This is a genomic window from Heliorestis convoluta, from assembly GCF_009649955.1.
In the GTDB taxonomy this organism is placed as follows: Bacteria; Bacillota; Desulfitobacteriia; order Heliobacteriales; family Heliobacteriaceae; genus Heliorestis; species Heliorestis convoluta.
In genome coordinates this window covers 3,083,436-3,109,432 of record NZ_CP045875.1, presented here as the reverse complement: position 1 = coordinate 3,109,432, position 25,997 = coordinate 3,083,436, and the positions used below count along the sequence as shown (strand labels likewise).

The window sequence follows — 25,997 nt, the reverse complement described above, 5'->3', positions numbered from 1 at the left end:
ATAGAACAAAAAAGTGACTACCAAATAAAATGTAGCCACTTAAGATTATACCATGTTTTTTTCTTCTTCATTGCACCCGATTTTTAAACTTTTTGGAACTCTTTTACTACAAGCGGAATCGCTTCTTTTTCTGTAGACTTTTCAAGAATATAAGCGAAATCGCTATTACCTAAGAAGGAAGCATTCGCCTCGTCAGTATCAACATGAAGCTCTAAACGCAAGCCATGTGCTACTCGTACTAGCACATTGTTAAAGATAACCGATCTTTCGCCTGCCACACTAAGATTGACACGGTCTTTATCCTTCAGTTGAAGCGCTTCTGCTTCTTCAGGGCTACAATGAATGTGTCTGGCTGCTATAATTACGCCTTCTTCTAAGACAACTGTTCCTTTCGGACCCATTAAGATACAGCCAGCTGAGCCTTCTAGGTCTCCGGAGTCACGAAGAGGTGGCTTAATTCCTAGTAAATAAGAGTCGGTACGAGATACTTCCACTTGTGTTTGAGAACGAAGAGGACCAAGCACCCGTACATTGGGAATAATACCTTTAGGACCAGCAATGGTAAGAACTTCTTTGCATGCATAATGTCCAGGTTGATAAAGAGGTTTCAATTCAGTCAACTTATGACCGGGTCCAAAAAGTTGTTCTAGATGATTCTGGGAGAGATGAATATGTTTATTAGAAACACCGACAGGTACTTGTACGGGAATGTTGTATTTTGTCATGATGCTGTTCTCCTCCCGATTTATTCGTAAAATGATAATCTAATTATACTTGGCACAAGCGACTTTGTGCAACATATTACAAATAAGTTGTAATTGCAAAAATATTCACCACAACAAAGGGCTTTCTCGACGATTGTAAGGTCCAAATAAACTGAATAATGCAAAAAAGAAGGATTTCTCACTTCAGTGAGAAATCCTTCTTTTTTGCATTCAATAATTACTTTTCTTCACCTTGGCTGGCTACACGGTTCAATTCTGCAATCAATTTATCTACATCTACACCATGAGCACGAGCACCTTGCTCAATATTCTCAAATCGAGCAGCAGAGCAACCGAGGCAACCCATTCCAAAGCTCATGAATACAGGTACAACTTGTGGGAATTTTGAAACGGTATCACCAATACTCATATCTTTTGTGATCATTGTAACAACACCTCCTTTACGGGCTCGAAAACACCGTAGGCTCAATTATACAATACCCTCGTAGATGGTGCAATAAAAGTAAAAAAGAGATGCATTTACTGGTAATCCAGCGCAAAAAAGCATTTCATGTGCTTTAGCAGCTTTTTCTGAGCTCTTTAACCAAAGTTAATTCGTTCCAGTTCCCTCTTCGAGCAGAATGAGCTTTGTCCATACAGTGGAAAATCAAAAAAATACCCCTACCACTTTCACTACAAGGAGGAGGGGTCTTGGCTTCACGCTCATGAATTAGAAAACTTTTCCCCTGATCAAAAATTTGAATCTCTATCTGTTCTGCCTTTACAATAACTCGAAGCGTAATCGGCTTGTCACCTTCTCCTCCATATCCATGATTGATTACATTGTTAATCGCTTCTGATAGAGCTAGCTTTAATTGAAATATTACAGCCTGATCCCAATGATTTTTCAGACCCAGTTCATCAATCAAGCGATGGACACGGGCTAACTCACCATAACGGTTTACCAAATCCAACTCAATCATGTCCATGTGTTTACGCCCTTTCTAGCTAGATACCCTTTAATGTTAGGCCAAACCTAATGAACTCAAGATGCGTTCTAAAGATCCTTCTTCTGGAATCAAATAAAGCGTCCCTCGCACTTCAATATCCAAGCCATGAAATTCTGTCTCTAAAAGCATGGCATGATCTCCTACTTCTGCGATTGTCGTCAAAACGACGCTAATAATAGCCGCCGCCATATCAACAGCAAGAGCAGGCACAGAAGACTCAAAAGTAATATTGGTAAACATAGAAAGCGCATTCAAATAGGTGCCTGCTAAAATGTTCCCCACTTCTTGCAGAGCCGAACTTTCCATCTCTCCCAATGTGGCTGTCGTTCCCGGGGGCAAACCTAGAAGCAAATCAACCATTCTTCTAGCAGAATCTTCGGTTAAAGCAAAAAGAATATTTGCTGGCGCCACGCCGTCCACGCGAAGATATACGCCTACCACAATAGTTTCATCGCCACCCATATGATCAGCTACTTGTTGAAAAGGCACTACTTTCAACGCCGGAACTTTCATATCAATGGTTCGTTGTACCATTTGAGACAGCGCAGTGGCGGCATTGCCAGCTCCTACATTGCCAACTTCTTTCAACGCATCGATTTGCATGGGATTTAAAGTTAGAAAGTCCATCTATGAGTCACTCCTCTATCTCAAGCAAACTCAATGCATCTTTCTCTGTATCGACGAGTATAATCACTTTATTAAGTCGCACTATCTCAAAAACTTGACGAATCACATCACGCAAGCCATAGACAATAAGCCTTCGGTTTTGTGAGCGCAATTGCTTGTAAAATGCGACCAAGGCACCTAGACCTGAGCTGCTAATGAACATGACATCGGTAAAGTTCAGAATAACTGCTTTGCTTTCGCCTTTGCCTGCTTCAGCCAGACCTGCTTTAAATCGTTCCAATCCTAAACCGTCGATTTCCCCTCTAACATCAAGCACATTCGATGAGCCGAGTTCTCGGGTCTGGAATTCCAACACCCGTCCCAACCCCTTTACAGGACTAATTTTTTAACACAAGCATACCATTATCTGTTTAACCTGACAAGACCAAGAGACACAGTAAAAGGTTCTAATTGCACAATACTTTCTATGTCTTTAGAGAATTTATCTTGATCTAGATTATATCCTGCAGACCAAGTTGTAGTGGGATAATCTTCTATTGAGACTTTTTCTTGCAATAGATCAGGTAAAAGATTCAACCGTAAGTTTATCCTTACAAGTTCATCTTCACCGGCATTGATCAAACGCAGACGAAGCTTTTCTGCGCGATGGGACAAGAAGGAGCAGAAAAAAGTTCTACATACAAGGGGACGCAAAGCATGATGTCGACAACAATTTCGCTGCTTATCAAAAAGAATGCATTGACCCTCTTCATTGCGCTTCAGTGTGATATCGACGGCGCCCCCCAGACAATCGATTTGAGCAAAAGTACGCAAGACTTCTTCTAGATCCCTGCTACGGACGAAACTATTATGCTCATCTTTTCCGGGAAGGGCAGAAACCAAACGCACAACATCGCCTATCGTAAGGGGGATTCGTTCAGAGCAGCAAAGGGGGCAACCAAAACAATGGTCCCACCCTTGCTGTTCTTGCTTAGACTGTCGTAATACAGTCCATCGCGCTTGCGTAAAAAAATCTTCTACCGCTCTCTCATAATCGGCCACGGTTGCATCAGGCTCATAAGCAACGACATCATAGCCGAGTCCCGTTGAAAAAGGACGACTTTGCAAGATGACTTTGTTATCCATCGCTATAAAGACTCCTCAAAGTGGCCAGAATGATGCATCGCCTCTAAAATTCGTGAGATTTCATTGCCTAAAGCATCGAAATGCGTTTCATAACTATCTAACTGTATGGGCCAACGATAGATTGCGTAGGCTCGATGAATCTGAACTTGTTGATCTGAGTCTACAGAAATTTCAAAGTTGACTTCTGGAGAGTTCTGCGGTTCAACCATGTGGCTGATAATGCTCTGTACCCTTCTCGACAAAAAACCAGCCCACTGAAAATCTTTTGCGGGAAAATAATATTTAATCTCTAACTCTAGAATAGGACCACTTAACTGGCTCCTCTTAAAGGGACCAACTTGCTTTAGATTATGGGTGTCTTCTAAAAATTGTTTCGAAGTCTCAACAGGTTCATAAAGAGATGAAGCCGTCATTCTGGCATCCCAGAGAAAGGCAATCTCCGTCTTGAGCTCTGAGTGAACAGTGGCATCGGGGACCTGACAGAAACAGCGAAACTCGCGTAGGCAACTGCCAGTCTCAATAAAGTGTTGAATATCAAAAAGCTCCAACCCCGAATCTTCTAATGCATTCAGCAGTTCTTCCCAGACGTCTTCGTACGTTAACATATCCTTTCTCCTTATGAATCAAAAAAGTTTTTAGATAGCTTTGTAGCGAATGGAAGCCCGTGGTGACTCCCATACTTCTACAGAAGCTACTATGATATGAGAATACCTTGTTTTAACCCATTCGGTCAATTGTTCATGAAAAAAGCGTGCTAAGTTTTCTGCTGTAGGGTTATGTTCTTGGAAATAGCTATGTTCATTAATCATTTTATGATCAAGTTGATCGCAGATACGATTTAATTCTGCTTTTACAATACCAAAATCAACAAGCATACCTAGATTGTCTAACTGCTCTCCCTGTAAAACGACTTCCACATCCCAGCTATGGCCGTGCACCTGGGCGCACTTTCCTGGGTAGTCCCGTAGATAGTGAGCCGCATCAAAATGACTTTGCACAATTAGTTCATACATTGAGTAAGCACTCCTTCATTTTTTTTGTTACAGAAGAAGGGATAGGTTTTCCATTGTACATAATTCTGCCCAATCTTGTCTTTGGTTTGTTGGAACCATGAAAATCACTGCCTCCTGTTATCAGCAAATGATGTTCTTGCGCCAAGCTTACAAATTTTTTTACATCTTCGGCAGAGTGTTCTGGATAATAGGCCTCTATCCCTCGTAAGCCATAGGAGACCAATTCTCCTAGGATCGCCGAAAAGCTTTCTTTTTCTTGCTTTTCCAGATAAATAGGGTGCGCCAAGACAGGGATGGCTCCCGCTTGCTTTAGCAACTCTATGCCTTCTTGGGGAGTAAGCTTTTCTTTTTTCACATAAGCAGCCTGACCTGCTCCTAGAAAACGTTCAAAAGCTTCCGCTGTAGAAGATACAATGCCTTTGCGCATAAGAACTTGCGCAAAATGAGGACGACCCACAATTTGTCCACGAGCCATTTCTTCTACTTCTTCTAGAGTAATCGAAATTCCCATTTTCTGCAATCTTTCAATCATCAAAGGATTGCGAATATCTCGATAATGGCGTAACTTGTGCAATCCTTCTAGCAAAAGAGGGTTTTTTCTATCTACATGATACCCTAAAATATGCATTTCTTGGTTGTTATAATTCACACTAAGTTCGACGCCCCCAATAACTTCGATTCCTAATAGGCGACCCCAGGTCTGTGCTTCTTCTACACCATCGACAGTATCATGATCTGTGATGGCTAGTACGCTGACACCTTCTGCTTTTGCTTTTTGCACTAGCTCGCTAGGCCGAAAAGTTCCATCCGATGCTGTTGAATGGGTATGCAAATCAATGTAGTCCATCGCACTCAATTCCTCCTACAAAAATAAGATGAAGTAGGATAGTCTTTACGGATTTATCAAGATTCTTAAATTATAGCAAAAAAGGCAGAGCTTAGAGCACCCTGCCTTCTAATTAGGATCTATTATTTAGATTATTTACGCAAAATATCGATCTAACATGCCTTTTAACATCTGAGCATGACGAGCTTCGTCTTTTGAGGATTCATCGAAATAATCGTGAGCTGCCTATTCCACCTATCGGGAGATCATAAAAAGCTGTTCACAAGATATGTGAACAGCTTTTTATGATGCTATCTTATACAGCTTCGAATTGATCTTTACCAGCGTTACATAGTGGACAGACCCAGTCAGCAGATACATCTTCCCAAGCAGTGCCTGCAGCAACACCGTTTTCTGGATCACCTTGCGCTGGATCGTAAACATAACCACAGAGAAGGCAACTATACTTCATCTCGTTATTCACTCCTTTCTTTCTCTTATTCATCATAGCAAGGCTTGTAAAGTTTGCCAAGTGTCGCTATTGTTTATGTGAAAAGTATTTTTTAATAAAAATCTACGTACGAAGAATTTCCATGATAGATCAGCTGTTTTAAAGCCCCAACGACTGCCGTAAATTCATAAAATCTGAAAGCTCTTGCTTAGAAAAATCTCTTTTTGTAGCGATAGCTTCCCGCAATCGATTGGCTATGGTTAGATCACCGAGTAATATAGCGCCTATAATACGGCTCTGTCGAAGAAAAACTTTTTTGTATTGCCCCTTTTTTTCATCGATTTCTTGTAGCGTTGTTACTTCTATATCCTTTGAGTCAATCTGTCCCAAAGAGAAAACTTTTGTGCCAAGAACATTGAGCATACTTGCTGGCGTAAAGCCCGCGTAGGACCGCCACTGCGCTGGGTCAGTAACAGCATTATAACCAGCTACTTTTCCTTGTTCCATCGCGACAGCCCAAAGCCCTGGAATTTTTCCCTCATATTCAGCAGCATCACCGGCTGCAAATATAGCCGGATCTGAAGTATTCATGTTGGCATTAACGACCAATCCTCGTTCCATAGACAATTGCCCTTGTCGCAGAAGGTTTAACTGAGGCTGAACACCTACAGAAAAAAGGGTCATAAAGCCTTCAAGAACCCTGCCATCTTGCAAGTGTATTTCCAACTGCTCATTTTTCGAGTGTATTTCAGCTACATTGGCAGACTTGATCAGGTTCAAGCCTTCTTGGCAAGCCCTCTCTTCTAGAAATTTCGCGCCTTCTTCATCCAATTGGCGACGAAGCAGATAAGATCCTCTTTCCAAGACAGTGACAGAAAAGCCTTTTTGCAATAGGTCCCAGGCTGCTTCTAGTCCGAGAAGACCACCACCAACAATGACTACAGAACATCTAGCCTCTTCTTTCCTCTGTATCCCTATGTTAATTTTGCGCAAATCTTCTAGGGTTCGTAAAGTATGGACTTGTGGTAATTCGGAGCCTACGATAGAAGGCTTTATGGCGCGAGAGCCTGTTGCAATAATCAGTCGATCGTAATAGATTGTCTCACCATTGTTAAGGCTAACTTCTTTTTTCGCATTGTTGATTGCTAAGGCCGCTGTTCCTCTTAGCAGCTTAATTTTTTTCTCCTCGTACCAATGAGGTTTTTTGATTCCTAATTGTGCTGTGTCAACAGTTTTACCTATAAATGAAGAAAGTCGAAACCGTAGATAAGGGTATTCTGGCTCTCGGGCAACCATCACGATTTCTACAGTAGGATTCGCTTCTCGAGCCGCTTCAGCTGCAGAAAGGGCTGCCATGCCACCACCTAGGATTAACAATTTTTTAACTGCCATCCAAGCACCTCCTTGTAAAGGTTATTATAACCAAGAAAGGGTTGTAAAAGCCAGAATACTTGGACAAGTAAGCCTATCAATGCTATGATGAATTTCAAAATAGCGATGGCGAAGGAGGGCTTCAAGATGATGCGGCATCATCAATTACAAGAATATCTGAAAGCGCAAATGAAAAATGGTCCTATCACCTTTCGTGATTTTATGGATATAACTTTGTATCATCGTGACTTCGGCTATTACACAGCAGACCGAAGCCCTTTGGGACGAGAAGGCGACTTTATCACTTCCCCCGAAGTAAGCCCTCTTTTCGGTCAATTGTTGGCTAGACAAATCGAAGAAATGTGGCGTCTTCTTCGCTGTCCCTCTCCTTTTTCTATCGTTGAGCTCGGACCTGGGCGAGGAGTAATGGCTCACAGCATCCTAGAAGCTTTGCAAAGCTCTGAACTAGCAGAGCACCTTATTTACCACCTTGTTGAAGTAAGTGCACAGCGTAAAGAAGAACAACAGAAGCGACTCTCTGAGCTTATAGCATACAAATCCTATGACTTGCCTGTCTCAGCATCAAAAGGCTCCTACGGCTGGTCAAAACCGGATCAATTGCCTGAGAATATAGAAGGTCTTTTTCTTAGCAATGAGTTTTTTGATGCCTTGCCTGTTCATCGGTTGGTTCAACGAGAGTCCGGTTTGCAAGAGCTTTATGTAACCTCCCAAAAAGATACCTTTGCCTGGCAGGAAGGTGCCCTTTCTCAGGAAAGTTTAGCTTCATGGGTAGATCAACATATTTCTCAGCGTGGCATTGCCTTGGAGGAAGGTCAAATTATTGAGATCAATCCGTCTATAGGAGACTGGCTAACTTGGATTGATCGGCATCTTCATTGTGGCTTTCTGTTAACCATTGATTACGGTCATCCGGCTGAAGTTCTCTATCACCCTTCCCGTCGCGAAGGTACATTGATGACTTATTTTCAGCATCAAGCCAATAGCAATCCCTTTGAAGAAGTGGGCTTAAAAGATCTAACGACCCACGTTGATTTTACAGCATTGCATACCTTAGGACAGGAACGAGGTTGGCGTACAGTCGGATTAACCAATCAGATGTGGTTTCTTATAAGTTTGCTTGATCCTGAAGAAATGAAGCCAAGAGCAACTATGACAGTAGATGATTTTCGTCGACAGCAGCAGTTAAAGAAATTAATACAGCCCTGGGGAATGGGTGAAACCTTTCGCATACTAATTCAGACGAAAGCTGTAACAGTGCAGGAGCTGTTGGGACTACGTCAGCGAGGCCGGGAAGCTTTTCCTCTTTAATTTTCTATACTGTAGGCTCTTTAGGGGCATAAAAGATCATAAAAAAAACAGTAAAGGGATAAGATACCAGATAGTTCTACTTTCCGTAGAGTTATCTGGTCTTTTTTTTTGTAAACGATCTATGCCAAAAGGGGGTTCTCTTTTTTGTTTTCTTTATCCCAGCAAGATGGTGCAAAGCGAAAAAAAAATATCTATTCCGGTCTTTTTGCCTTACTTCTTCTTTCTTCCTCAACTTTTCTAGTTCTTTCTTATTTTGTGCCCAAACCACTCGAAGTAGAAACTATATCAGTAGAGCAAGGACCGGTATGGCGTGAGCTCTGGATCAGTGGAGAAGTGCGCCCACAGCGGGAAGTGGCCTTCTACGCATCTCGCCCTGGCGTGATAGAGTGGCTGGTGCAAGAAGGTGATGATGTAAGAAAAGATCAAGTCATAGCTCGTATTGCTGAACAAGACTTTACGAGCCCCATTGCAGGAAAGTTAACGGAAAAGCAAGCTCATAGTGGTGTATGGGTACCTCTCGGTGTTCCTTTGGGCCAAATTAGCGATACCCGTGAGCTAGTAATTCAAGCAATGGTTGATGAAACAGAAGTATTGCAAGTAAAGCCAGGTTTACCCGTTCTCTGGTCATTTATAGGTTATCCTGGACAAACTTTTTCAGGAGAAGTACTTACACTATCAAAAATGGCGCGGCGAGATATAGAAGGAAATCGTGGTTTTCAAATAACTCTATCCGTACCCAAAGAAATTACAGTCTATGCAGGCATGACAGCCGATGGAAAGGTACTTCTTGAAGAAGTACTCGATCTGCGGATTTCCGTTGATTCGATTTTCGAGGAGCAGGGCCAAGCAAAAGTCTATGTTTTACGAGAAGGCCGCGCCAAGGCCGTTGATGTTGTGCTCGGCATTCAAGATGATTATCACGTCCAAGTTCTTTCAGGCTTAGAGGAAGGTGATGAAGTCATTCTTCCCTTAGGACTATCTATTACAACGGGGCAAAGTGTAAAAGTGAAAGGGGACTCCCCCATTAAGACATGAATCGAGGATAGGGTTTATGAATAACAAGATCATCGAAATAGAAGATATTCAAAAGTCTTTTAACTATGGAGGGAACCTTTTATCAATCTTAAAAGGTATTACCTTGCATGTATCTTCTGGTGAGTTTGTGGCTATCATGGGTCCTTCAGGAAGTGGAAAAAGCACTCTAATGAATATTATTGGCTTGATGGATCGTCCTACTGCCGGTTCTTATCGTTTGCAAGGACAAGCAACAGAAGGGCTTCACGAAGAAGAGCGATGTAGGCTGCGCAACAAGACCATGGGATTTGTATTTCAATCTTTTAATCTCCTTCCTCGTTTTACAGCCTTGCGAAATGTCGAAATCCCCATGCTCTATGGCGGCATTGCTGCTTTTGAGAGAAGCAAGAGAGCACAAGCTTTGCTGGAACGAGTTGGTTTAGAACACCGTTTGTACCATCGCCCTAACGATTTATCAGGTGGAGAAAGGCAACGCGTTGGCATTGCCAGAGCACTGGCCAATCAACCATCTGTTTTACTGGCCGATGAACCAACGGGCAATCTCGACCAACGAACGGGAAAAGAAATATTATTACTTTTTCGAGAGCTCCACCAAGAAGGAAAAACCATTATTATGGTAACCCATGATCGAGAAGTGGCTCGTTGGGCAGACCGCGTGGTGACCATACAAGACGGTGCTATCCTGTTAAATGATACACAAGAAGTTTTTCTACAAAAACATGGCTATGACTGTGGAAAGCCGAGCCTCGAGCCAGGATTGGTAAGCCTATGAAGATACAAGAAATTCTTCGTTTGGCTTTAGAAGCGCTTTGGGCCCATCGCCTTCGTTCAACCTTAACCATTCTTGGCGTGGTCATTGGTGTTTTTGCGATTGTTACTTTGATCTCTCTCGGTCATACAGTGCGTAAAGAAGTGACCGGGCAGATCTCAGAACTAGGTGCAGGGCTATTGATGGTTATGCCGGGTCGAGAAGATGGCGCTTTTGGTCCTGGTTTACTGAGAGCCAATTTAACAATGAGAGACGCAGAGAAGCTAAAGAATATTCCCAACATCGAAGTAGTTAGCCCCAATCTAACGATCCCTGTACGAGCTGAAACGACGAAAGGCCAGGTAGGCGTAAGCCTTTATGGTGATAGCGATAATTTTTTATCTATCCAAGGCTATGAGCTCGCAGAAGGTCGATTCTTCCATAATGGTGAAGTAACGGCACGCTCTCGTGTCATTGTTTTAGGTGCCCGTACCAAGGAAAAACTTTTTGGCACTGCCGATCCTGTTGGTCGTACCGTTCGAGTCAATGGTGCAACCTTTCGTGTACTAGGAACATTACAAGAAAAAGGTCGAGCCATGGGCCATGATCGTGACAATATTATGGTAGCACCTGTTACAGCCGTGCAAGATCTATCGGGTTCACGAGATATCGGCATCATCTTTGTACGAGCCAGCAATCCAACATTGCTTGACGACTTGCAAGAACGAATCGAGACGGTTCTCGGACGTATGCAAAATCAACGTGAAATTCAAGTCTTTTCACAAAGAGATATTATGAAAGTAAGCGATAATATCCTGGGAACCTTAACTTCTTTTCTAACTGCCATAGCGGCCATTTCTCTTCTAGTCGGTGGCATTGGTATTATGAACATTATGTTGGTTTCTGTACAGGAAAGAACTCGTGAAATTGGCATTCGTCGCGCTCTCGGGGCAACACCTCGTCAAATTATGATTCAATTTCTTTTTGAAGCTCTTTTACTCGGTGCTCTGGGAGGCCTCATCGGTTCTCTTCTTTCTTTACTTACCATACATGGCCTAGCTATTGGGCCAATTGGCCCTTAGAAGGTCTTCTTTCAGCTTTGCCTCTTTCTGCTTTTTTACTTGGTCTTGTTGGTGCTTCTGGTATAGGTCTTCTTTTCGGTCTTTATCCCGCTTCAAAAGCTTCTCGTCTTGATCCGATTAAAGCTCTTCGCTATGAGTAATAGGGAGAAGTTCGCATTTAGAAAGGATGGGGATAATCCGTGCAAAAGCTCTGTCCTGCTTGCAACGGTCTGACTCGCATCTCTGTGCCTTGTCAGCACTGCAGTCACTTGATGAGCGATCAAGGGCGACTTGAAGATTACGCACAGCCCTATAGCCCCTATGATCGCGATGATCAGTTGGGTATGAACATTGATGAGGAGAAGAATTGCCAACATCTATTACATTGTCCCGATTGTAAGGCTGAACGCACTGTAGTGGTGCCTTTAAAAGAATTCTAAGCATAGAAAAAGAAGATGTGCATAAGCACATCTTCTTTTTCTAATTACCTTAGTGCCAGGTCATATGACTCGGTGCGTACGAACGGCCTTTGTCCCTAGACCAACCACTCTGCTCTAATCTTTCATAAACATAGTCACCATAGGGCTTGAGCTCAGGAATGTCGTGGAAGTTGCCTGCTCGAGCTGCCGCCATCGTTGCTTGGTGAGCCAGTTCAATCGATTCTGAAAGGGTGCTTAAGGCAAGAGGGTTGTTGTGGAAGCCCATAGAGTTTTCAGCAGCTACATAATCCCAGCGCCATTGTGCTTGACGATGGAGGTCACGAGCTTCTTTAAGAGCTTCATCAGAAGCACCGAGTTCGATAGCTTTAGCAATCGTATTGATAGCTTGCTCGTTGTAAGAACCTGCTTTTTTCAGCATTTCAAAAGTCTTATCTTGCTTGCTATAGACATAGTCTCTAAGCTCTTCTACGTTCTGTCTATGACAGACCGTACAAGATTGTTCCATATGCTTCAGCGGAGAAGTCATCCAGTGACTGGAGATCTTCTGATTACCTTGCTTAACGTAAGGCATGTGGCAGTCCGCACAGGAAATACCATTGATCTGGTGAATAGAGCCTTGATACATTTCAAACTCAGGGTGCTGCGCTTTCAGTAGAGGTGTACCCGTCATAGGGTGAATCCAGTCTTGATTAAAACCATATAAGGGTCCCGCAATTTCATTGTAATACTGTTCCATATCGCCAGGTGTAAAACCTTTGTCCCACGGGAAGGTTACTTCACCTTGACGAGCTGGATTAAAGTAGTATTCAACGTGACACTGGGCACAAACATAAGTGCGCAATTCTTGTTGTGTCGCTTTGGTAACATCTTCACCAATACGAGCCATGGCATCAATAAAAGGCTGTTGTGCTACACGAAGCTTCATTGATTGAGGATCGTGACAGACAGAACAGCTAAAGCCATGTTTAATATCTGGGATAAGCTCGTTCAAAGGCGTAGAGTAGTAGTCTAGACCCATTTCAACCTGAAGATCAAAAGCTTCTACGGTTTTACAGGTGAGACAGGAACCCATCTGCTGTCTGCCACCTGGTAGGCTTGTGACTCGCTTGATCTCTACAAGGTCTGTCATGCTATAAACGTGACCGCGATCTTCATTGTACTCTAAGGAGAAAGGCATACCCGCAAATAGGGTTCTCATATAGGGATACTTTTCCAAGTGATCGTCATGAATACTGCCACCATACTTAGAGTGATAGTCATCCATTTCCGCATTTTTCATGAAAGAATCATAATGATGGGGGAAGAGCAAGGCGTACTTTTCCATATCATGCTCATTGGGACCAAATCCTGTCTCTATGTAGCCAAAGGTTGCTGCTGGTTGAGAGTTACAACCACTAATAAAAGCACCGAACATGAAAATGATCAGAATGCCCCAGATAGCAAGAAGCCACTTTTTCTTACTCATTTATGAATCTCTCCTTTCTATTTCGTTACGTCAGTATCGCGGTCGGTATGTGTCGTGGGGCACAGAGCTGTGACAGTCAAAACAGTATTTGCCACCGATAGAGGGATTGGCCAGGCTTGTTTTGAAAATTAGATCGCTATGACAACTGACACAATTGGCCTGAACAATATCACGACTAGAGTCATAAAGTTCTAGGTAGTCAGGGTGATCTGTGAGGTAATTGACATATCCATGGAGAGTACCTGCTTTTACTTTGGACCAAGTCTTCGTCAAAAGATTTCGCTGATCGGTGTGACAGTCATTACAACCAGCAATTTCTCTGTGTGAAGAATGCTCCCAGGAACTCATATAGTTGTCCATAATATGACAGCTTGCGCAGAAAGCAGAATTTCCTGTTACAGAATGCATGGTAGCCGTTCCTGCACCAGCTGCTAACAATAGAAAACCTATAGCTAAAATGACGATGCGTACCTTTTTGCCAGCCTCCACTATTACCTCCTCCTCTCTGCGTATGTAATCACTTTCACGAGAATATTTTTGCCTATCCCTCCTCATAATCCTTTACTCGCATTGTAATAAAAAGAAACACCAAAGTACGTGATAAATGTCACATTCACGACTTGGTGTTTCTTAAAATTTTTAAGACAATAACCCTTTGTTATTAAAAAAGCAAATTAACAGCTGGTACTATTCTTATTATTTACACGGTGCTTCTTGATACTATTAAAATAGCTTAAATTTTCCTTTTTTAATAAAAGATGAAGCAAGATCGAGCAGTACGTTCTGAACAGCTGGTGATTTCATCAAGTCTCCTACCATACCCATCATCGGTAAAGAGCCTGAAGCAGAGGCTGTATTTCCTGCCACATTGGCAGCACTTACAGCACCACCACCGCTGCCCGTTAACATAGAAGCTAGATTGAGTATGGCACCTAGATCAAGTCCTCCTGCGCCTTCTTTCCCACTGTCTCCTCGTTCTTGAATTTTACGCCAACGGCGATAAGCCCAACTACCTCGTTTTGGCTTAACGCCCATATATCCCATTGATTTAACAAGTGAGTCAAGTGCTTCGTCGGCTTCTTTTAACAATCCTTCAACTCTATGTGCATTTGACTTAAGTCCTTGTATCTCTTTCTCTACATTCTGCAGATCAAAGTTTTTGGGGAAAATATCACGGAGCGCCGAGATTGGATTGTCAGGCAGTGATTTCGATGCAGCTTCTTTTTCTAACATAGCAGCCACAGCATCTGTTCCTTCATCATCCTGATTCTGATTCAAAAAGGAATTATAGTCTCTTTCATCATCTAGTGTAGGTTCATAAGATCTGTCATATAAAGTTTCTATTTCTTTCCCTTTCTTCCTTTCATTTAACCTTTCCTTTTTACTTTCTAAGCGAAGAATCGCTTTAAGAAGTCGGCTTTCACGCTGTTTTAGAAGTTTTAGCTGTTGATCAATGGAAGTTTTTGTTTTTCTGCTGGTTCTTGTCTTTTTACTGCGACGACGCGATTGTACTTTCATTCCTACACCTCCAGGAAACACTCTAACGATTGTTGGTAATACATATTATAGAATTTTAGGAAAAAGGTGTGTTTTTGTGGGCAATAAAAAAAGAGAACTCGGCTAGAGCTCTCTTTTGGTCTGTGGTCTCTCGTGGTCTTCTTATTTTTTCTTATTTAGTGATAACTAACAAACAAAGTAGGGTAAAAAGTTGCTATCACGATCAAGGTAAGTGCAAGGGCAATAACACGTCGATCTACATAAAAAGGCGCAATCCTTTCTGTACTACAAGTCATGATTTATCACTCCTCTCAAAGCTTGATCGCATTCATAACATTTTCTTAATTTCTTCTAAAGCAACTTTATCTTTATCCGATACTTTATGGTTTTTCATCAGTTGATCAAGCATTGCCTTGAGCTGTTGACCCTGTTGCGGTGCTAGTTGCTTGGAAAAATGACTAACAAGTGTAACAGCTTTCAAACGGTCTTCATCACTAAGTGATTGTCGTTTTTTCACTTTATCTACGATGCCCTTGACTTGCTTTTCTTCTACATCGCTGATCGGAAGATTCAGGTTGCGCTGTTTCAAAAGCTGCGAAATCGCTTCTTTCATGTTATTTATGTCCATAAAACTGGGACCTCCCCTACAATTCCTTTTTCGTAATTATCTTATTACCTTTCCATCTAATGGTTCCATTTGTAGGGTAGGTGGGGCACTATTTTTTATTTTTTTGGGGCCAATATCGGTGACCGAGATAAAAGATCGTCATTATGAAAAGAATATGCAAGAACCACCATCCAAGCCGAAGAAATTCAAAAGTCGTTCCATCTAAAGGATTGCCAAGCAAGTTCCCGACCTCCTCTTCATTTTTCTTGTCCTACAATTTATGAGTGGAGGTCTTGTGACTTTACTATTTTTCTAAGGCTGAGGAAAAAGTGTCCCCGTCCTTTCTCATCATCTATGATAGGATGAAATGTATGGAAAAGGAGTCATCGAAGATGAAGTTACGAACGATCTTATCCTCTTTTATTTTCCTATTTTTTGTTGTTTCTTCACCTGTCAATGGAGCTTCAGAGAAAAACTCTTTCTCTTTATCCATGCCCGACACCGATCCAGCGTTGCATTACGCCATTGATTGTACCTTTTCGCCTTCTTTGTCAGCCATTGATGGTAAAGTGACCATAAGCTGGCGCCATCCTGGCCAAGTTCCCCTTTCTGAAATAGCCCTTCATCTTTATCAAAATGCTTTTTCGCCAGGTTCTACTTTCATGAATCACTCCCTGGGGCTCCATCGCGGTCATCAAGCCTCGTCGATGCAGAGGGGTTATGTGGAAATTTTCAGTATTTCCTACCATACCCCAGAAGGTTCTAAAGATATTACATCGACCTTGCAATATATTCAGCCTGATGACAATAATCACTTAGATCAAACTCTTGCTCTTGTGCAACTCCCTGATTCATTACAACCAGAACAGCTTTTAGAGATCACTATTTCGTTCCGCACCCATTTGCCTGCCATTTTTGCTCGTTCTGGCACAGCGGAACCTTTTGTGATGGCCGGTCAATGGTATCCCAAGCTCGCCGCTTATGAGCTTGCTGGTCAGCGAGGTCGAGCCCACGAAGGGTTTAATCTTCATCAATATCATAGTAATAGCGAGTTTTTTGCTAATTTTGCCAATTATGATGTTCGTATAACGGTACCAAAAGAATATATAGTAGGCGCAACAGGCGAAGAAGTGACGGAGCCGATTCACCAAAATGGAGAAAAACAGTATCATTTTGCCCAACGATGGATCCATGATTTTTCTTGGGCTGCTGATCCCCGCTTTCTTGTCTATCACGATGTTTTTCAACCAGATAGTGGCGAACCTATTATGGTACAACTATTTACACGGAAAGAGCATGCCCACATGGCCAATCGCCAGTTAGAGGCTGTTCTCGGTACTTTAAATGAATTACAAAGCCTTTTCGGTACCTATCCTTATAGAACAGTAACGATTGTTGATCCGCCCGGTGATGCTGCTGGCGCTGGTGGGATGGAATACCCTACTTTAATCACAGGCGGCACACCTTTACTTTCCCACCGCCGTTCTATGGAGCCAGAACGGGTACTTGTTCACGAGATGATCCACCAGTATTGGTACGGGCTTGTGGCTACCAATGAATTTGAAGAGCCTTGGCTGGACGAGGGCTTCACAACCTACACAGAAGGAAAAATTTTATCGCGCCTTTATGGTGATAGCCGTAGTTCCTTTTCCCTTTTCGGACAACCTATGTTGCCCCTTCCTTTAAGCACAGAAAGCCCTGGCCTTTTTCGCACTGTATTACAACCCTTCGTACTTGATCCGATTGACCTTCCAGCCTGGGAATTTGCTTCTTCACGCTCCTATGCCACCTCTGTCTATTACCGTGCCGCTTTACTGCTTTATAGTCTTGAAGGATTCATTGGCGAAGAGAAAATGTTTGATGTGCTATCAACCTACTACCAACGATGGGCCTTTCGTCATCCTGGGACGGACGATTTTATTGCCATTGTTAAAGAAAAAGGAAGCGTTGAAGCGGCTCAGTTTCTAAGAGAAAGTCTTGAAAAAGACAGTTACCTAGATTATGCAATTGGCGATATCAGCCCAGTCGGTACACCTGAAGGATTGAACTGGACAATCCGCATAGACCGCAGAGGTGAGATCATTGCACCTGTCGATATTTTAATCGTTCATCACAACGGCCAAAAAGAACTTTACCATTGGTCTGGAAAGGAACGGTACCACCAGATTCAGGTGCCCTATTCGACAGCACCTCTGGCTATTCATATTGATCCTGAAGAGCGTCTTCCTCTCGATATCAACCGTTTAAACAATGATTGGACACAAGAGCGCCCTTGGTGGCCCGCTTTGCGATGGACTTTATTCCTGACGCTCTATTACCAGAGTCTTTTGACCTTAGGCTTATAAAAAGACTCAGATTATAAAAAGGGCTCATAATTTCTTTTTTCTTAAACGTTCTTCTGTCATGGCTTTATAGGAAGTCCAATAAGATGAAGCAGGAGGTGATTCTTCCTGCTTCGTTATCTTTTTGGTCCTGCTATAGGCCGTGCTGTCCTTCTTTTTCCTCTAGCATTGCTGCTCTGGTTTTTTACGCTACTCCTTTTACTACCACTTATCGTTCCGCTCTTTCTTTACTTATTGAAAGCCTTGCCAGCCTTACCTGTTGACTGGAATAGTGCCCAGGGTCTTACTACAGGTGTGGCTGAACAAAGTTGGAGTAGTCTTAGTTATAGTGTCTATCACGATCTGCTATTGCCTTTTGGTACGCCTGCTACTAGCGCTATCGTACAAGGTCTAATCTACCTTCCCTTTCTATTGTTTGTACTCTTTCTTCCTTTTTGGCAAGCTGGTATTATTGGTACACTCCAAGAAAGTCGTTTTGGTCGCTTAACAGCGCATCAACAGTTCCGAGCTTTCTTTCGAGGCATTGGCGAAAACTACCTTTATTGTTGGACAGTCTTAACGGTACTGGTACCTTTTTATCTCCTTCTTTTTTGGCTGGCTTCATCTTTTGGAACTGTCAGTCCCACCTGGACAGTTTTCCAGTGGGCTATCTACTGGCTTTTCAAGGTTTCCATCATTCTGATTGCCCTTTCATACATCTCCTTTACTGGCGATTGGGCTCGCTTGTCTATAACGAAAAGCTCTTGTTGCTTTAGAGGAAAAACATCTCCTTTATTCCGTCTTTTAGAGTCTTTTAAGATGGCTGGGCAACACTTTCTTTCTTTATTTTTCTTGCGTGGTCTCATCTATGGTAGCGCTTTTTGCATTGTTGGACTTTTGTATCTCTTCTTGATGCATTGGCCTGGAGGCGGTTGGCTAAGCCTTTGGACGTCCTTTTTGGTTCAACAAATAACAATTGTCTTATTGATTTGGGCTCGCTTGTATGCTCTTGTGGTAATGGATGAATATATGGGATAGGTGGAATAGAAAAAGCCCTGCATCTAGCTCTAAAAGGCGCTAGATGCAGGGCTTTTTTCATGCCCAGTTGGGGTGATTAAGAACGATTGACGGCCATCATAGAAAGCGCTTCTGCAGAACGAGCCACTTCATCAGAAGCTTCCTCGATCTGCTTCGAAGTGGTCGTTAAGCTTTCAATCTCAGTCGCAATGGAACGAACGCGCTCCTGGTTGTTGTCGATTGAACTAATAATATCACCAAAGCTCCGAACAACTTCTTGAGCGACGGAAGAAGCAGCTGCCATCGCTTTACTCGTCTGAATCATGGCTTGCGATACTTCTGTAGTATGTTGACGTGAAATCTGAATCATTTCAGCAATTTCTTGCACCGATTGCTCGGAGAAGCCGGCTAGCTTTTTAACTTCGTTCGCAACGACAGTAAAGCCTCGACCTGACTCGCCCGCTCTCGCTGCTTCAATGGCAGCATTCAAAGAAAGCAGATTCGTTTGTGTAGCAATTCCTTGAATTACGCCTGCAATAGACTCAATTTTTTCAGAGCTTTCGTCTAAAGATTTAATCTTTTCCTGCATGCCTTGAATCAAAGAGTTAAGATTCTCAATGGCTTTGCCTGTATCTTGAATTTTCGATTCACCCGACTCAGCCAAATGATTTACCTTGCTTGCGTATTCAGTAGCTTGCACTGCATTCTGGGAGATTCTCTGCGCAGCAGAAGCCATCTCTGCAGCAGAAGCGGCTGTTTCTTCCGCCGTTGCTGCTAGCGTCTGACTAGAATCATTGACTCGATCTTGCAATTGCTGCATCTCTGAAAGCAAACTTTCCATTTCATCTTTTTGGTCAATTTCTTTCAGGTAATCTTTAATATAAGCCGACATTACCGTTTGTTGATCGAGATTGGTCAATCGCTGCAAAGCTGTCATCATTTCCATGGCTTTGTTACGATCACGTACTGTTTCTAAAATAGGATACATCGCATTAAAAAGTGCCTGGTAGGCTGCTGTATACCAGTAAGGAGGCAGCTTAACACGGTTATGAACATGTCCAATATGAGTTCTATATTGAATGTACTTGTCATCGACGGTCGTCGTAAAGAGACTCATCATGTAACGTTTAAAAGTGGCTAGCAGCTTCTCGATATTCGAGTTCTCCTCAATAAATTTTCGTAACTCTGGAATAGCCAATAACTGCTTATAAAAATTATTGGCCACTTCATCGAGACGAGGCTCTAGGATTGGTTTTAACTCTGCTAGCAAGGCCAAGTCTCTTTCACTTAGATTCAACAATTTCTGAGACACATGCGCTTCTCCACCTGAAATCTTTATGGAAGTATTCGGTAACGAAGCTGTTGGTTTGCCTCGACTAAAAAACATACCTCTCGCCTCCAATGTTTTTATGCTGCATAGTAAGAATATAACAAACTATTTCTATTTAGGAAAGCATGATTCCTGCAGATTGAATGTTAAATCATAGACATTAATTCTCCTTATGGTGATAAAGGCAGGATAATACTTTTTTTTATCGAAAGATACAAAGATCCCAACTATAACTTCGTTGGAGGGAGGACTTTTTTTGTTCCAATACAAACGACTACAGCGCTCCATAATCTTACTCATTTTTTTCTTGTTCATCACGATACTTTTTTTATCTGGTTGTAGCAATTCTAGAGAACTTGTTCAAGAAGAAGCAGAAAAGCAAAACAATATAGAAAAAATTGTTCAGCTTTACTTTCCTGATCATGATTTGAATCGCCTTGCTCGTGAGGAATATTCTTTTTCCGGCTCTAAAGAAGAAATGGTGCATCAAATCTTTGAACAACTGAAAACGGGTCCTCGTAATGACCAGTTGAACACCCTCATTCCAGAAGAAACTAGGTTATTGAATGTATATGTTGAAGAAGATAGAGTTACTCTCGATCTATCAAAAGATATATATAAAGTAAACATTGGTTCTGCAGGAGAAGCACTGCTCGTTGGCTCTCTTGTCAATAGTCTTACATCGGGTCTCAACGTGACTTATCTGCAAATTCTTGTAGAAGGTCAGCAAGTAGAGTCCATAGCAGGTCATGTGTATATTGCAGAGCCTTTACGTTACCTTAATGAGTTGACAGTCCGACAAGGCAAAATTCCTCATCCTTCAAATTTACAGGAACTACAAAGCGCAGTCCAAGAAGGTCATCAGGTATGGCGCCTTGACCCTATAGAAGTGACTCGTGTTGACGGTATTGCCCTCGGCTTTTTACCCGACAAAGACTCTTTCGTCTTATCAGAGCAATCAAGTAGTATAGGTCGAGCGGTCGTGCATGTTACCCATGGTGAACATAAATACTTGGTCTATCTTGTTCAACCGCTCCGTGTAGGTGCTGAACATATCTGGGTAATTGATGAAGTTATAGTAGAATGACAGCCCTCCAAACAGGTCACAATAAGACTTGTGAAGGAGGTATGTCCATGACAGATAAATCAAAAGGCATGGTGACTTATCAGCTCGATCGCCAATCCCTTGAAGAGTTGTACAAAAAATATGGTCGACCTGGTGAAACAGCACCAGGCGTAAAAGCTCCTAGAAAGAGGAATATTCCTCCTCCTACACGAGAGTCGGGTGCTGTTCCACTCTTAGAGACAGAGTAATGCATCTCTTTTTAGATGAATCGAACCCTGTCCTCTTTGGGCAGGGTCTACTCATTCCTGACTGGACCGAGGGTCAAGTTGGCAGGGTAAGAAATGTCTACGTAAAGTAGCTTGAGGATCCCATTTTTCGAGGTGATATTTTTGGGTGAAACAGCCTTTTTCTCTATAATGCGTTTTTTGCCTGTTTTTGCCTTCTTGTTGGTTAGCTATTTATCCTATATGGCATTGGTTCGATGGATTCCATTTTTTCGCCCCGTCAATCGAAGGATTATTTTTTGGGTTCTTGCATTTTTCTCAATATTGCCTCTAGTCTATAGCATTGTTACAGGCTTTCAAGATGCACAACCTTGGCTGCGATTTGCTTATTACCCCGCCATTGCCTGGAACATAGCGCAAATAATTTTTCTGGTTAGCCTGCCCATCCTTTTCATTCTTCATCGTTACTACCTTAGTGAGAAGAACAAAGATAAGAAGGAACTGCAAAAGGCAACAAAAGAAGATAACAAAAAACCGAATCAAGAAGATAAAGAGGAAAGAACAAGCAAGGTTCATTTGCCTGATCCGCTTACTCGACGACGATTCATTGAAGGTTCTATTACAGCCGTTCCATTTGTTGCGCTCGCTGTAGCAACACAAGGAACCCTGGTTGGCGATACTAGAGTTGTTACGAGAACCTTTCCCATCACCGTTCCTGGACTTTCCAAAGAACTAGATGGCCTCCGACTCCTTCAAATATCCGATGTTCATCTCGGTACTTTTTTTCCTTTAAATCGCTGGGAAGAGGCCATAGAGATGATTGCCAAAGAAAAGCCCGACATTCTAACGATTACGGGTGATTATGTAGACGATTTAACGTTACTAAGACCTGCATTGGCTATGGCCGATCAGCTTCATCCATCTCTTGGCTCTTACTATTGTCTTGGTAACCATGAGCACTACCGTGGTTTAAAGGAAGTGCGCGCTGCCTTTGCCGATAGCTCTATTGTGAATTTAGAAAACAGTTCAATGACCATCGCCGATGGTCAACTTTGTATGGTAGGTGTAGACTATCCTTTTGCGAGACAAGGCCTTTCTAGAGTTGAAGTCCGCAGCCAAATGCTTGATCAAGCTTTGCAAAATGCACCAGAAGGCGTGCCCAGAGTTCTCCTAACGCACCACCCTGACTTTTTTGATGAAGCTCGAATGCGAGGTGTTGAGCTTACTCTAGCCGGCCATACCCATGGAGGTCAGGTGGGTATAGGAAGTCGCTCCTTCTTTCCCTGGGCTCTGAAGTACATGCGAGGCTGGTATGGTGATGAACAAAGCAAGCTTTTTGTCAACAGTGGTCTAGGACACTGGCTACCCTTTCGTCTGGGCTGTCCATCAGAAATTATTACAGTTGTGCTGCGCCGACCTTGATTGCTTCTCCTTTTGCTAAAATATTTTATTTGAAAAAAATACCACTTGCTTTAATGGCGCCCATTCTATATACTATATGAGCGTCACTTGTTACAGAAACTGTTATCGCACCGTTTCTGCTCTCACTGTGATAGAATTAAAAAGAGTATGGTGGATAGTTGCGGCATCTGTTGTAGATGTCGAGGAAATTCGAGACACGCCCAGGCCTGCTTACTTGTGGGTCTGGAGTATGGTGCCTGGTGCAAGCCAGGGCAGGGCGACCTGACGACAGCAAAAACATCTTTTCGAAGATGTGAGTCGCTATAAAGTGCCACAGAAACGATGTCCTCTGGTGACAGAGGAGTGCAAGGGTAAACTCCACTAGCGTGCAACCCAAATAGGCGGCCTTGTGTCGCGGGTAGGGGCACTCGCTACGGCGAGAAGTAAAGTTTCTAACCAAAGCTTTGCTTAGACAAATGACTATCCATCGGCTATGGCCGAGGACAGAATCTCGATTACAGCCATACTCTTTTTCATTACATGGCCGGAGGGGTACACCCGCCGGCCATTTTATATTTTCTCGGTAATTTCAGCCTACATAGGGGCTGTTTTTTTTAAGAGACCGGCTTTTTTCTTCGTGGCCACCATCGAGGTAGATGAGCCATTGCTTCTACATAATTTGTCGCTTCAGCCAAAGCTCGTTCTTCCAAAGCAATGCGTTGAGAAAGTATATAGGCATTGGCAATTGTAAAAATGAGGGCTGTTCCGTAAGCCCCAAAGATGAGCGGTAAGGTAAGCAACTCGATAACCACAACGAGATAATTGGGATGTCGAAGATAGCGATAAGGCCCTTTGGTAACAACAGGCGCCTGCGGCAATACAAAAATACGGGTGTTCCAGTAAGGGCCGAGAGAAAAAATTGCCCAATACCGAATAAACTGCGCCAGAAAAAATAAAGCAGCAGGCAAAGGCCACCACAAAGGTGCCACACTTTCTAGGAATATCACTTCTGTATAAAGTGCAAGAAAAAAGAGACTGTGTAGTAAAATTATTATTTTGTATTGCTCTCGTCCGACTTCGTAGCCTCCCTTTTGTTGCAAGAAATGACCATTTCGTTGCGCCAGCACTAGCTCCCCAAGTCGCTGTAGAATCAGTAGAATGTAGAGAATGTGAAAAAATAGATACAAGACTTGCTATCTCCTTTTTTACAATAGAAATTGTAAGGCGCTAATAAAGTCTAGTAAGGTCTATCGATCTCCTCACCATTGCACCAGAAGAAGTTCCGAGCAAAAGCCTGGGCCTAGTGCTGTGAGTAGACCGTAGCTACCTTTTTTCGGTTCCCTTTTCATTGTTTCTTCTAACACAAAAAGTACTGTCGCTGATGACATATTGCCATATTGGCAAAGAATTTCTCTAGAAAGCTCGGTCTTTTCATACTCTAACCCAAGCGCTTCTTCATAAGCATCAAGTACTTTTAGCCCTCCAGGATGGGCAATTAAGAAGTCTATCTGGTCGAAGGTCAACTTGTGCCTAGAAATAAAAGGTTCTACAATGTTTTTTATTTCTTTCTTGACCAAACTAGGAATATGTCGAGAAAAAACAACTTGCAACCCATCATCCGTTAGATCCCAACCCATGACGTCCAGGCTTTCAGGCCAGTAATGACTTTGCCAGTCTAAGATAGTAGGTCCTGCTTGAACAATTGTTCTAGACTCCTTCGTATCGTTGCTCTCCTGTGATAGAAGAGCTGCCGCAGCACCATCGGCAAATAAAGCAGTGGCAATTAAGTTGCTTTTAGAGCGATCAGAATGCATAAAGGTAAGGCCACATAACTCTAGGGTTAGCAAAAGTATATTTTTTCCTGGAGTAGCTTTGGCAAGTTCGGCAGCTCGACTAAGACCGACAGCACCACCGCAACAACCGAGACCCCATAAAGGCATGCGTCGTACTTCTGCCTTGAGCCCTAAAAGATTGGCAAAGTACATGTCTAGAGATGGTGTGGCAATACCTGTAGAAGAAACAAAGACGATTCCATCAATATCCTGCGCCGACAAGCCTGCTTTCTGCAAGCACTTCTCCACCGCTTTTGTGCCTAATGTAAGACCTTGCTCTTGATAGAGTTTGTTTTTTTCGGAAAAAGATACTTTTTTCTCAAACCAAGAAGAAGGCATACAAAAGTGGCGCTTCTCAATTTTGCTTCGTTCAAAAACCTGCAGCAAACGATGCATATCCTTAAATTCCTCTTTAAAAAATTCCTGCGCAAATAGTCGCGCTTCCGACTGTCTAACCACTTGCTCCGGCACAGCAGTTCCCACGGCAAGAATATGAGTCATCAGCGTAAACTCCCTCCGCTTTCTTATATCTACCAACTATGCTACGCTAGAAAGCCTCATGTCAGGTTTCAATTGGAATTAATTACTTAGCATTCATTTCTCTGCGCTATAAAGGTCAAATAACGATGGAGAGCCGACGGATTGGGATTTCCCCACTTCCGTCGGCTCTCTTTGCCATGCTGTACGGTTGATATAAAATTATGTGTTAGGGTCCATAGCCAGCTGCTATACGAACAGCAGCCTGATGTTGCCGATCTTCTTGATTACTCCCGAGTGCGTCTCTGACATGAGTACGACTTCCTAAAAAGTGAATACAAAAATGGCCAGGGAAACCATTGTTCAGCGTGTTGTAGTCATGAGGCATCCCATTGATAGAGCCCGCCAAACGCCAGCCACGAATTGTGATAATCATAGGCTTGCGCTCCCAACTCCATCGACCACCGTAAATACGACGAAAGCGGTCTGTTTCGTTCCAGGTCAAAGGTTCCATATCGGCGTGGTTCACGCCGCCTGTTCTTCTCGCTCGAAAAGACTGACCACTTAAAGGTTCCGTCAGTAAAACATCGGTCCCTCTAGGTAACAATAGCGTCGCTCTCGACCACTGTACCATCTGGGGGCGTAAGGCTTGTAAAGTTTGGTTGCCCACAATACCATCAACTTGAAGACCTCGAAATCTTTGAAAGGCTATGACGGCGTCATGGGTAAGTGTGCCGAAAAAACCGGTAGGATTGACATGGAGAAAGCCCATGTCTCTAAGTCTAGATTGTAATAGCTGTACATCTTGACCTGTGACGCCATGACGCAGCAGACGATTGTTGACGGTAAAGGCCGAAGCAATGGATTCTGAGGGGGCTACAGTGATGGAAGCCAAAAGTGCGAGAGAGGCAGCCATAAACTGTCGTCGGTTCACTATATTCCTCCTCGATTTAACCACAGCAGGCCTATATACAATTCGTCAACAATACAAAAATACCTCTATAATATGACATCTAATTT

30 protein-coding genes, 1 other RNA gene and 1 pseudogene are annotated in these 25,997 nt (G+C 42.9%); 12 read left to right on the top strand and 20 right to left on the bottom strand.

The features are described 5' to 3' along the window. Nucleotides 1-83: 83 nt before the first annotated feature. From pduL to FTV88_RS14915, 12 genes and pseudogenes are all read right to left on the bottom strand, one after another. A complete protein-coding gene (gene pduL, locus FTV88_RS14970; RefSeq protein ID WP_153726346.1) occupies nucleotides 84-725 on the bottom strand; it encodes a phosphate propanoyltransferase in 642 nt (213 codons plus the stop codon). A 217-nt stretch (nucleotides 726-942) separates the two neighbouring features. Next, entirely contained in the window at nucleotides 943-1,149 is a 207-nt protein-coding gene (locus FTV88_RS14965; RefSeq protein WP_153726345.1) for a DUF1858 domain-containing protein, read from the bottom strand. 133 nt (nucleotides 1,150-1,282) lie between these two features. Then, a complete protein-coding gene (locus FTV88_RS14960; RefSeq protein WP_153726344.1) occupies nucleotides 1,283-1,693 on the bottom strand; it encodes an ATP-binding protein in 411 nt (136 codons plus the stop codon). Between the two features lie 36 nt (nucleotides 1,694-1,729). Further along, a complete protein-coding gene (locus tag FTV88_RS14955) occupies nucleotides 1,730-2,341 on the bottom strand; it encodes a chemotaxis protein CheC (RefSeq protein ID WP_153726343.1) in 612 nt (203 codons plus the stop codon). A gap of 7 nt (nucleotides 2,342-2,348) precedes the next feature. Then, the gene (locus tag FTV88_RS14950) at nucleotides 2,349-2,696 is read right to left on the bottom strand and encodes an STAS domain-containing protein (protein ID WP_162008084.1); all 348 of its coding nucleotides are present in this window, start codon (nucleotides 2,694-2,696) and stop codon (nucleotides 2,349-2,351) included. Between the two features lie 47 nt (nucleotides 2,697-2,743). Beyond that, nucleotides 2,744-3,466, bottom strand: coding sequence for a YkgJ family cysteine cluster protein (locus FTV88_RS14945; protein ID WP_153726341.1), 723 nt, complete (start codon nucleotides 3,464-3,466; stop codon nucleotides 2,744-2,746). 2 nt (nucleotides 3,467-3,468) lie between these two features. Beyond that, complete coding sequence (locus FTV88_RS14940; protein ID WP_153726340.1) at nucleotides 3,469-4,071, bottom strand: hypothetical protein; 603 nt, start codon at nucleotides 4,069-4,071, stop codon at nucleotides 3,469-3,471. A gap of 30 nt (nucleotides 4,072-4,101) precedes the next feature. Then, nucleotides 4,102-4,479, bottom strand: a complete 378-nt coding sequence (gene queD, locus FTV88_RS14935; RefSeq protein ID WP_153726339.1) for a 6-carboxytetrahydropterin synthase QueD — start codon at nucleotides 4,477-4,479, stop codon at nucleotides 4,102-4,104. Further along, nucleotides 4,472-5,326, bottom strand: coding sequence for a PHP domain-containing protein (locus FTV88_RS14930; RefSeq protein ID WP_153726338.1), 855 nt, complete (start codon nucleotides 5,324-5,326; stop codon nucleotides 4,472-4,474). The genes queD and FTV88_RS14930 overlap by 8 nt, the downstream gene beginning before the upstream one ends. 135 nt (nucleotides 5,327-5,461) lie before the next feature. After that, nucleotides 5,462-5,545, bottom strand: a pseudogene (locus FTV88_RS15950) (rubrerythrin family protein); the annotation flags it as partial. Nucleotides 5,546-5,621: 76 nt separating this feature from the next. After that, entirely contained in the window at nucleotides 5,622-5,777 is a 156-nt protein-coding gene (gene rd / locus FTV88_RS14920) for a rubredoxin (protein ID WP_153726337.1), read from the bottom strand. 138 nt (nucleotides 5,778-5,915) lie between these two features. Next, a complete protein-coding gene (locus tag FTV88_RS14915; RefSeq protein WP_153726336.1) occupies nucleotides 5,916-7,148 on the bottom strand; it encodes an NAD(P)/FAD-dependent oxidoreductase in 1,233 nt (410 codons plus the stop codon). A gap of 126 nt (nucleotides 7,149-7,274) precedes the next feature. Between FTV88_RS14915 and FTV88_RS14910 the strand changes: the two genes are divergently transcribed. The 6 genes from FTV88_RS14910 to FTV88_RS14890 all read left to right on the top strand — a co-directional run bounded on the left by FTV88_RS14910 (nucleotide 7,275) and on the right by FTV88_RS14890 (nucleotide 11,740). After that, a complete protein-coding gene (locus FTV88_RS14910; RefSeq protein ID WP_162008083.1) occupies nucleotides 7,275-8,456 on the top strand; it encodes a class I SAM-dependent methyltransferase in 1,182 nt (393 codons plus the stop codon). A 144-nt stretch (nucleotides 8,457-8,600) separates the two neighbouring features. After that, nucleotides 8,601-9,491, top strand: a complete 891-nt coding sequence (locus FTV88_RS14905; protein WP_162008082.1) for an efflux RND transporter periplasmic adaptor subunit — start codon at nucleotides 8,601-8,603, stop codon at nucleotides 9,489-9,491. Between the two features lie 16 nt (nucleotides 9,492-9,507). Continuing rightward, nucleotides 9,508-10,263 carry an ABC transporter ATP-binding protein gene (locus tag FTV88_RS14900; RefSeq protein ID WP_279236863.1) on the top strand — a complete coding sequence of 252 codons (756 nt, stop codon included), beginning with the start codon at nucleotides 9,508-9,510 and terminating at the stop codon, nucleotides 10,261-10,263. Next, on the top strand, nucleotides 10,260-11,321 hold the full coding sequence (locus FTV88_RS14895) for an ABC transporter permease (RefSeq protein WP_153726333.1): 1,062 nt from the start codon (nucleotides 10,260-10,262) through the stop codon (nucleotides 11,319-11,321). Before FTV88_RS14900 ends, FTV88_RS14895 begins: the two co-directional genes overlap by 4 nt. Nucleotides 11,322-11,338: 17 nt before the next feature. Next, on the top strand, nucleotides 11,339-11,461 hold the full coding sequence (locus FTV88_RS16085; RefSeq protein WP_279236861.1) for an ABC transporter permease: 123 nt from the start codon (nucleotides 11,339-11,341) through the stop codon (nucleotides 11,459-11,461). A gap of 39 nt (nucleotides 11,462-11,500) precedes the next feature. Continuing rightward, nucleotides 11,501-11,740, top strand: a complete 240-nt coding sequence (locus FTV88_RS14890) for a hypothetical protein (protein WP_153726332.1) — start codon at nucleotides 11,501-11,503, stop codon at nucleotides 11,738-11,740. A 49-nt stretch (nucleotides 11,741-11,789) separates the two neighbouring features. Here FTV88_RS14890 and FTV88_RS14885 read toward each other — a convergent pair whose 3' ends face one another. From FTV88_RS14885 to FTV88_RS14870, 4 genes are all read right to left on the bottom strand, one after another. Then, nucleotides 11,790-13,205 carry an ammonia-forming cytochrome c nitrite reductase subunit c552 gene (locus FTV88_RS14885; RefSeq protein ID WP_153726331.1) on the bottom strand — a complete coding sequence of 472 codons (1,416 nt, stop codon included), beginning with the start codon at nucleotides 13,203-13,205 and terminating at the stop codon, nucleotides 11,790-11,792. A 30-nt stretch (nucleotides 13,206-13,235) separates the two neighbouring features. Beyond that, on the bottom strand, nucleotides 13,236-13,694 hold the full coding sequence (locus tag FTV88_RS14880; protein WP_162008081.1) for a NapC/NirT family cytochrome c: 459 nt from the start codon (nucleotides 13,692-13,694) through the stop codon (nucleotides 13,236-13,238). A 234-nt stretch (nucleotides 13,695-13,928) separates the two neighbouring features. Continuing rightward, entirely contained in the window at nucleotides 13,929-14,723 is a 795-nt protein-coding gene (locus FTV88_RS14875) for a hypothetical protein (protein ID WP_153726329.1), read from the bottom strand. A gap of 307 nt (nucleotides 14,724-15,030) precedes the next feature. Beyond that, complete coding sequence (locus FTV88_RS14870; RefSeq protein ID WP_153726328.1) at nucleotides 15,031-15,330, bottom strand: hypothetical protein; 300 nt, start codon at nucleotides 15,328-15,330, stop codon at nucleotides 15,031-15,033. Between the two features lie 371 nt (nucleotides 15,331-15,701). Between FTV88_RS14870 and FTV88_RS14865 the strand changes: the two genes are divergently transcribed. Together FTV88_RS14865 and FTV88_RS14860 are read left to right on the top strand one after the other, a co-directional pair. Next, nucleotides 15,702-17,654, top strand: coding sequence for a M1 family metallopeptidase (locus tag FTV88_RS14865; RefSeq protein ID WP_162008080.1), 1,953 nt, complete (start codon nucleotides 15,702-15,704; stop codon nucleotides 17,652-17,654). A 240-nt stretch (nucleotides 17,655-17,894) separates the two neighbouring features. Continuing rightward, the gene (locus tag FTV88_RS14860; RefSeq protein WP_162008079.1) at nucleotides 17,895-18,668 is read left to right on the top strand and encodes a hypothetical protein; all 774 of its coding nucleotides are present in this window, start codon (nucleotides 17,895-17,897) and stop codon (nucleotides 18,666-18,668) included. A 76-nt stretch (nucleotides 18,669-18,744) separates the two neighbouring features. Here FTV88_RS14860 and FTV88_RS14855 read toward each other — a convergent pair whose 3' ends face one another. Beyond that, nucleotides 18,745-20,034, bottom strand: coding sequence for a globin-coupled sensor protein (locus FTV88_RS14855; protein WP_153726325.1), 1,290 nt, complete (start codon nucleotides 20,032-20,034; stop codon nucleotides 18,745-18,747). Between the two features lie 199 nt (nucleotides 20,035-20,233). Between FTV88_RS14855 and FTV88_RS14850 the strand changes: the two genes are divergently transcribed. From FTV88_RS14850 to rnpB, 4 genes are all read left to right on the top strand, one after another. Continuing rightward, nucleotides 20,234-21,064 (top strand): GerMN domain-containing protein, encoded by an 831-nt coding sequence (locus tag FTV88_RS14850; RefSeq protein WP_162008078.1) that lies wholly within the window; start codon nucleotides 20,234-20,236, stop codon nucleotides 21,062-21,064. 47 nt (nucleotides 21,065-21,111) lie between these two features. Further along, nucleotides 21,112-21,291 (top strand): hypothetical protein, encoded by a 180-nt coding sequence (locus tag FTV88_RS14845; protein ID WP_153726323.1) that lies wholly within the window; start codon nucleotides 21,112-21,114, stop codon nucleotides 21,289-21,291. Nucleotides 21,292-21,432: 141 nt separating this feature from the next. Continuing rightward, nucleotides 21,433-22,689 (top strand): metallophosphoesterase, encoded by a 1,257-nt coding sequence (locus FTV88_RS14840; RefSeq protein ID WP_153726322.1) that lies wholly within the window; start codon nucleotides 21,433-21,435, stop codon nucleotides 22,687-22,689. Nucleotides 22,690-22,835: 146 nt separating this feature from the next. Beyond that, an RNA gene (gene rnpB, locus FTV88_RS14835) (RNase P RNA component class B) lies at nucleotides 22,836-23,191 on the top strand. 91 nt (nucleotides 23,192-23,282) lie between these two features. Here the strand turns inward: rnpB and FTV88_RS14830 are convergent. The 3 genes from FTV88_RS14830 to FTV88_RS14820 all read right to left on the bottom strand — a co-directional run bounded on the left by FTV88_RS14830 (nucleotide 23,283) and on the right by FTV88_RS14820 (nucleotide 25,911). Next, nucleotides 23,283-23,855 carry an isoprenylcysteine carboxyl methyltransferase family protein gene (locus tag FTV88_RS14830; protein ID WP_153726321.1) on the bottom strand — a complete coding sequence of 191 codons (573 nt, stop codon included), beginning with the start codon at nucleotides 23,853-23,855 and terminating at the stop codon, nucleotides 23,283-23,285. A gap of 72 nt (nucleotides 23,856-23,927) precedes the next feature. Next, complete coding sequence (locus tag FTV88_RS14825) at nucleotides 23,928-25,001, bottom strand: type III polyketide synthase (RefSeq protein ID WP_153726320.1); 1,074 nt, start codon at nucleotides 24,999-25,001, stop codon at nucleotides 23,928-23,930. A gap of 205 nt (nucleotides 25,002-25,206) precedes the next feature. Then, complete coding sequence (locus tag FTV88_RS14820; RefSeq protein WP_153726319.1) at nucleotides 25,207-25,911, bottom strand: peptidoglycan-binding domain-containing protein; 705 nt, start codon at nucleotides 25,909-25,911, stop codon at nucleotides 25,207-25,209. Nucleotides 25,912-25,997: the final 86 nt, after the last annotated feature.

Excerpts from the sequence above, each read along its gene's own strand:
- pduL (WP_153726346.1), bottom strand. The coding sequence starts at position 725 with ATGACAAAATACAACATTCCCGTACAAGTACCTGTCGGTGTTTCTAAT.
- FTV88_RS14875 (WP_153726329.1), bottom strand. The coding sequence starts at position 14,723 with ATGAAAGTACAATCGCGTCGTCGCAGTAAAAAGACAAGAACCAGCAGA.
- FTV88_RS14855 (WP_153726325.1), bottom strand. The coding sequence starts at position 20,034 with ATGTTTTTTAGTCGAGGCAAACCAACAGCTTCGTTACCGAATACTTCC.
- FTV88_RS14895 (WP_153726333.1), top strand. The coding sequence starts at position 10,260 with ATGAAGATACAAGAAATTCTTCGTTTGGCTTTAGAAGCGCTTTGGGCC.
- FTV88_RS14910 (WP_162008083.1), top strand. The coding sequence starts at position 7,275 with ATGATGCGGCATCATCAATTACAAGAATATCTGAAAGCGCAAATGAAA.
- FTV88_RS14885 (WP_153726331.1), bottom strand. The coding sequence starts at position 13,205 with ATGAGTAAGAAAAAGTGGCTTCTTGCTATCTGGGGCATTCTGATCATT.
- FTV88_RS14870 (WP_153726328.1), bottom strand. The coding sequence starts at position 15,330 with ATGGACATAAATAACATGAAAGAAGCGATTTCGCAGCTTTTGAAACAG.
- FTV88_RS14930 (WP_153726338.1), bottom strand. The coding sequence starts at position 5,326 with ATGGACTACATTGATTTGCATACCCATTCAACAGCATCGGATGGAACT.
- FTV88_RS14865 (WP_162008080.1), top strand. The coding sequence starts at position 15,702 with ATGAAGTTACGAACGATCTTATCCTCTTTTATTTTCCTATTTTTTGTT.
- FTV88_RS14900 (WP_279236863.1), top strand. The coding sequence starts at position 9,508 with ATGAATAACAAGATCATCGAAATAGAAGATATTCAAAAGTCTTTTAAC.
- queD (WP_153726339.1), bottom strand. The coding sequence starts at position 4,479 with ATGTATGAACTAATTGTGCAAAGTCATTTTGATGCGGCTCACTATCTA.
- FTV88_RS14915 (WP_153726336.1), bottom strand. The coding sequence starts at position 7,148 with ATGGCAGTTAAAAAATTGTTAATCCTAGGTGGTGGCATGGCAGCCCTT.
- FTV88_RS14960 (WP_153726344.1), bottom strand. The coding sequence starts at position 1,693 with ATGGACATGATTGAGTTGGATTTGGTAAACCGTTATGGTGAGTTAGCC.
- FTV88_RS14940 (WP_153726340.1), bottom strand. The coding sequence starts at position 4,071 with ATGTTAACGTACGAAGACGTCTGGGAAGAACTGCTGAATGCATTAGAA.
- FTV88_RS14825 (WP_153726320.1), bottom strand. The coding sequence starts at position 25,001 with ATGACTCATATTCTTGCCGTGGGAACTGCTGTGCCGGAGCAAGTGGTT.
- FTV88_RS14845 (WP_153726323.1), top strand. The coding sequence starts at position 21,112 with ATGACAGATAAATCAAAAGGCATGGTGACTTATCAGCTCGATCGCCAA.
- FTV88_RS14945 (WP_153726341.1), bottom strand. The coding sequence starts at position 3,466 with ATGGATAACAAAGTCATCTTGCAAAGTCGTCCTTTTTCAACGGGACTC.
- rd (WP_153726337.1), bottom strand. The coding sequence starts at position 5,777 with ATGAAGTATAGTTGCCTTCTCTGTGGTTATGTTTACGATCCAGCGCAA.
- FTV88_RS14955 (WP_153726343.1), bottom strand. The coding sequence starts at position 2,341 with ATGGACTTTCTAACTTTAAATCCCATGCAAATCGATGCGTTGAAAGAA.
- FTV88_RS14965 (WP_153726345.1), bottom strand. The coding sequence starts at position 1,149 with ATGATCACAAAAGATATGAGTATTGGTGATACCGTTTCAAAATTCCCA.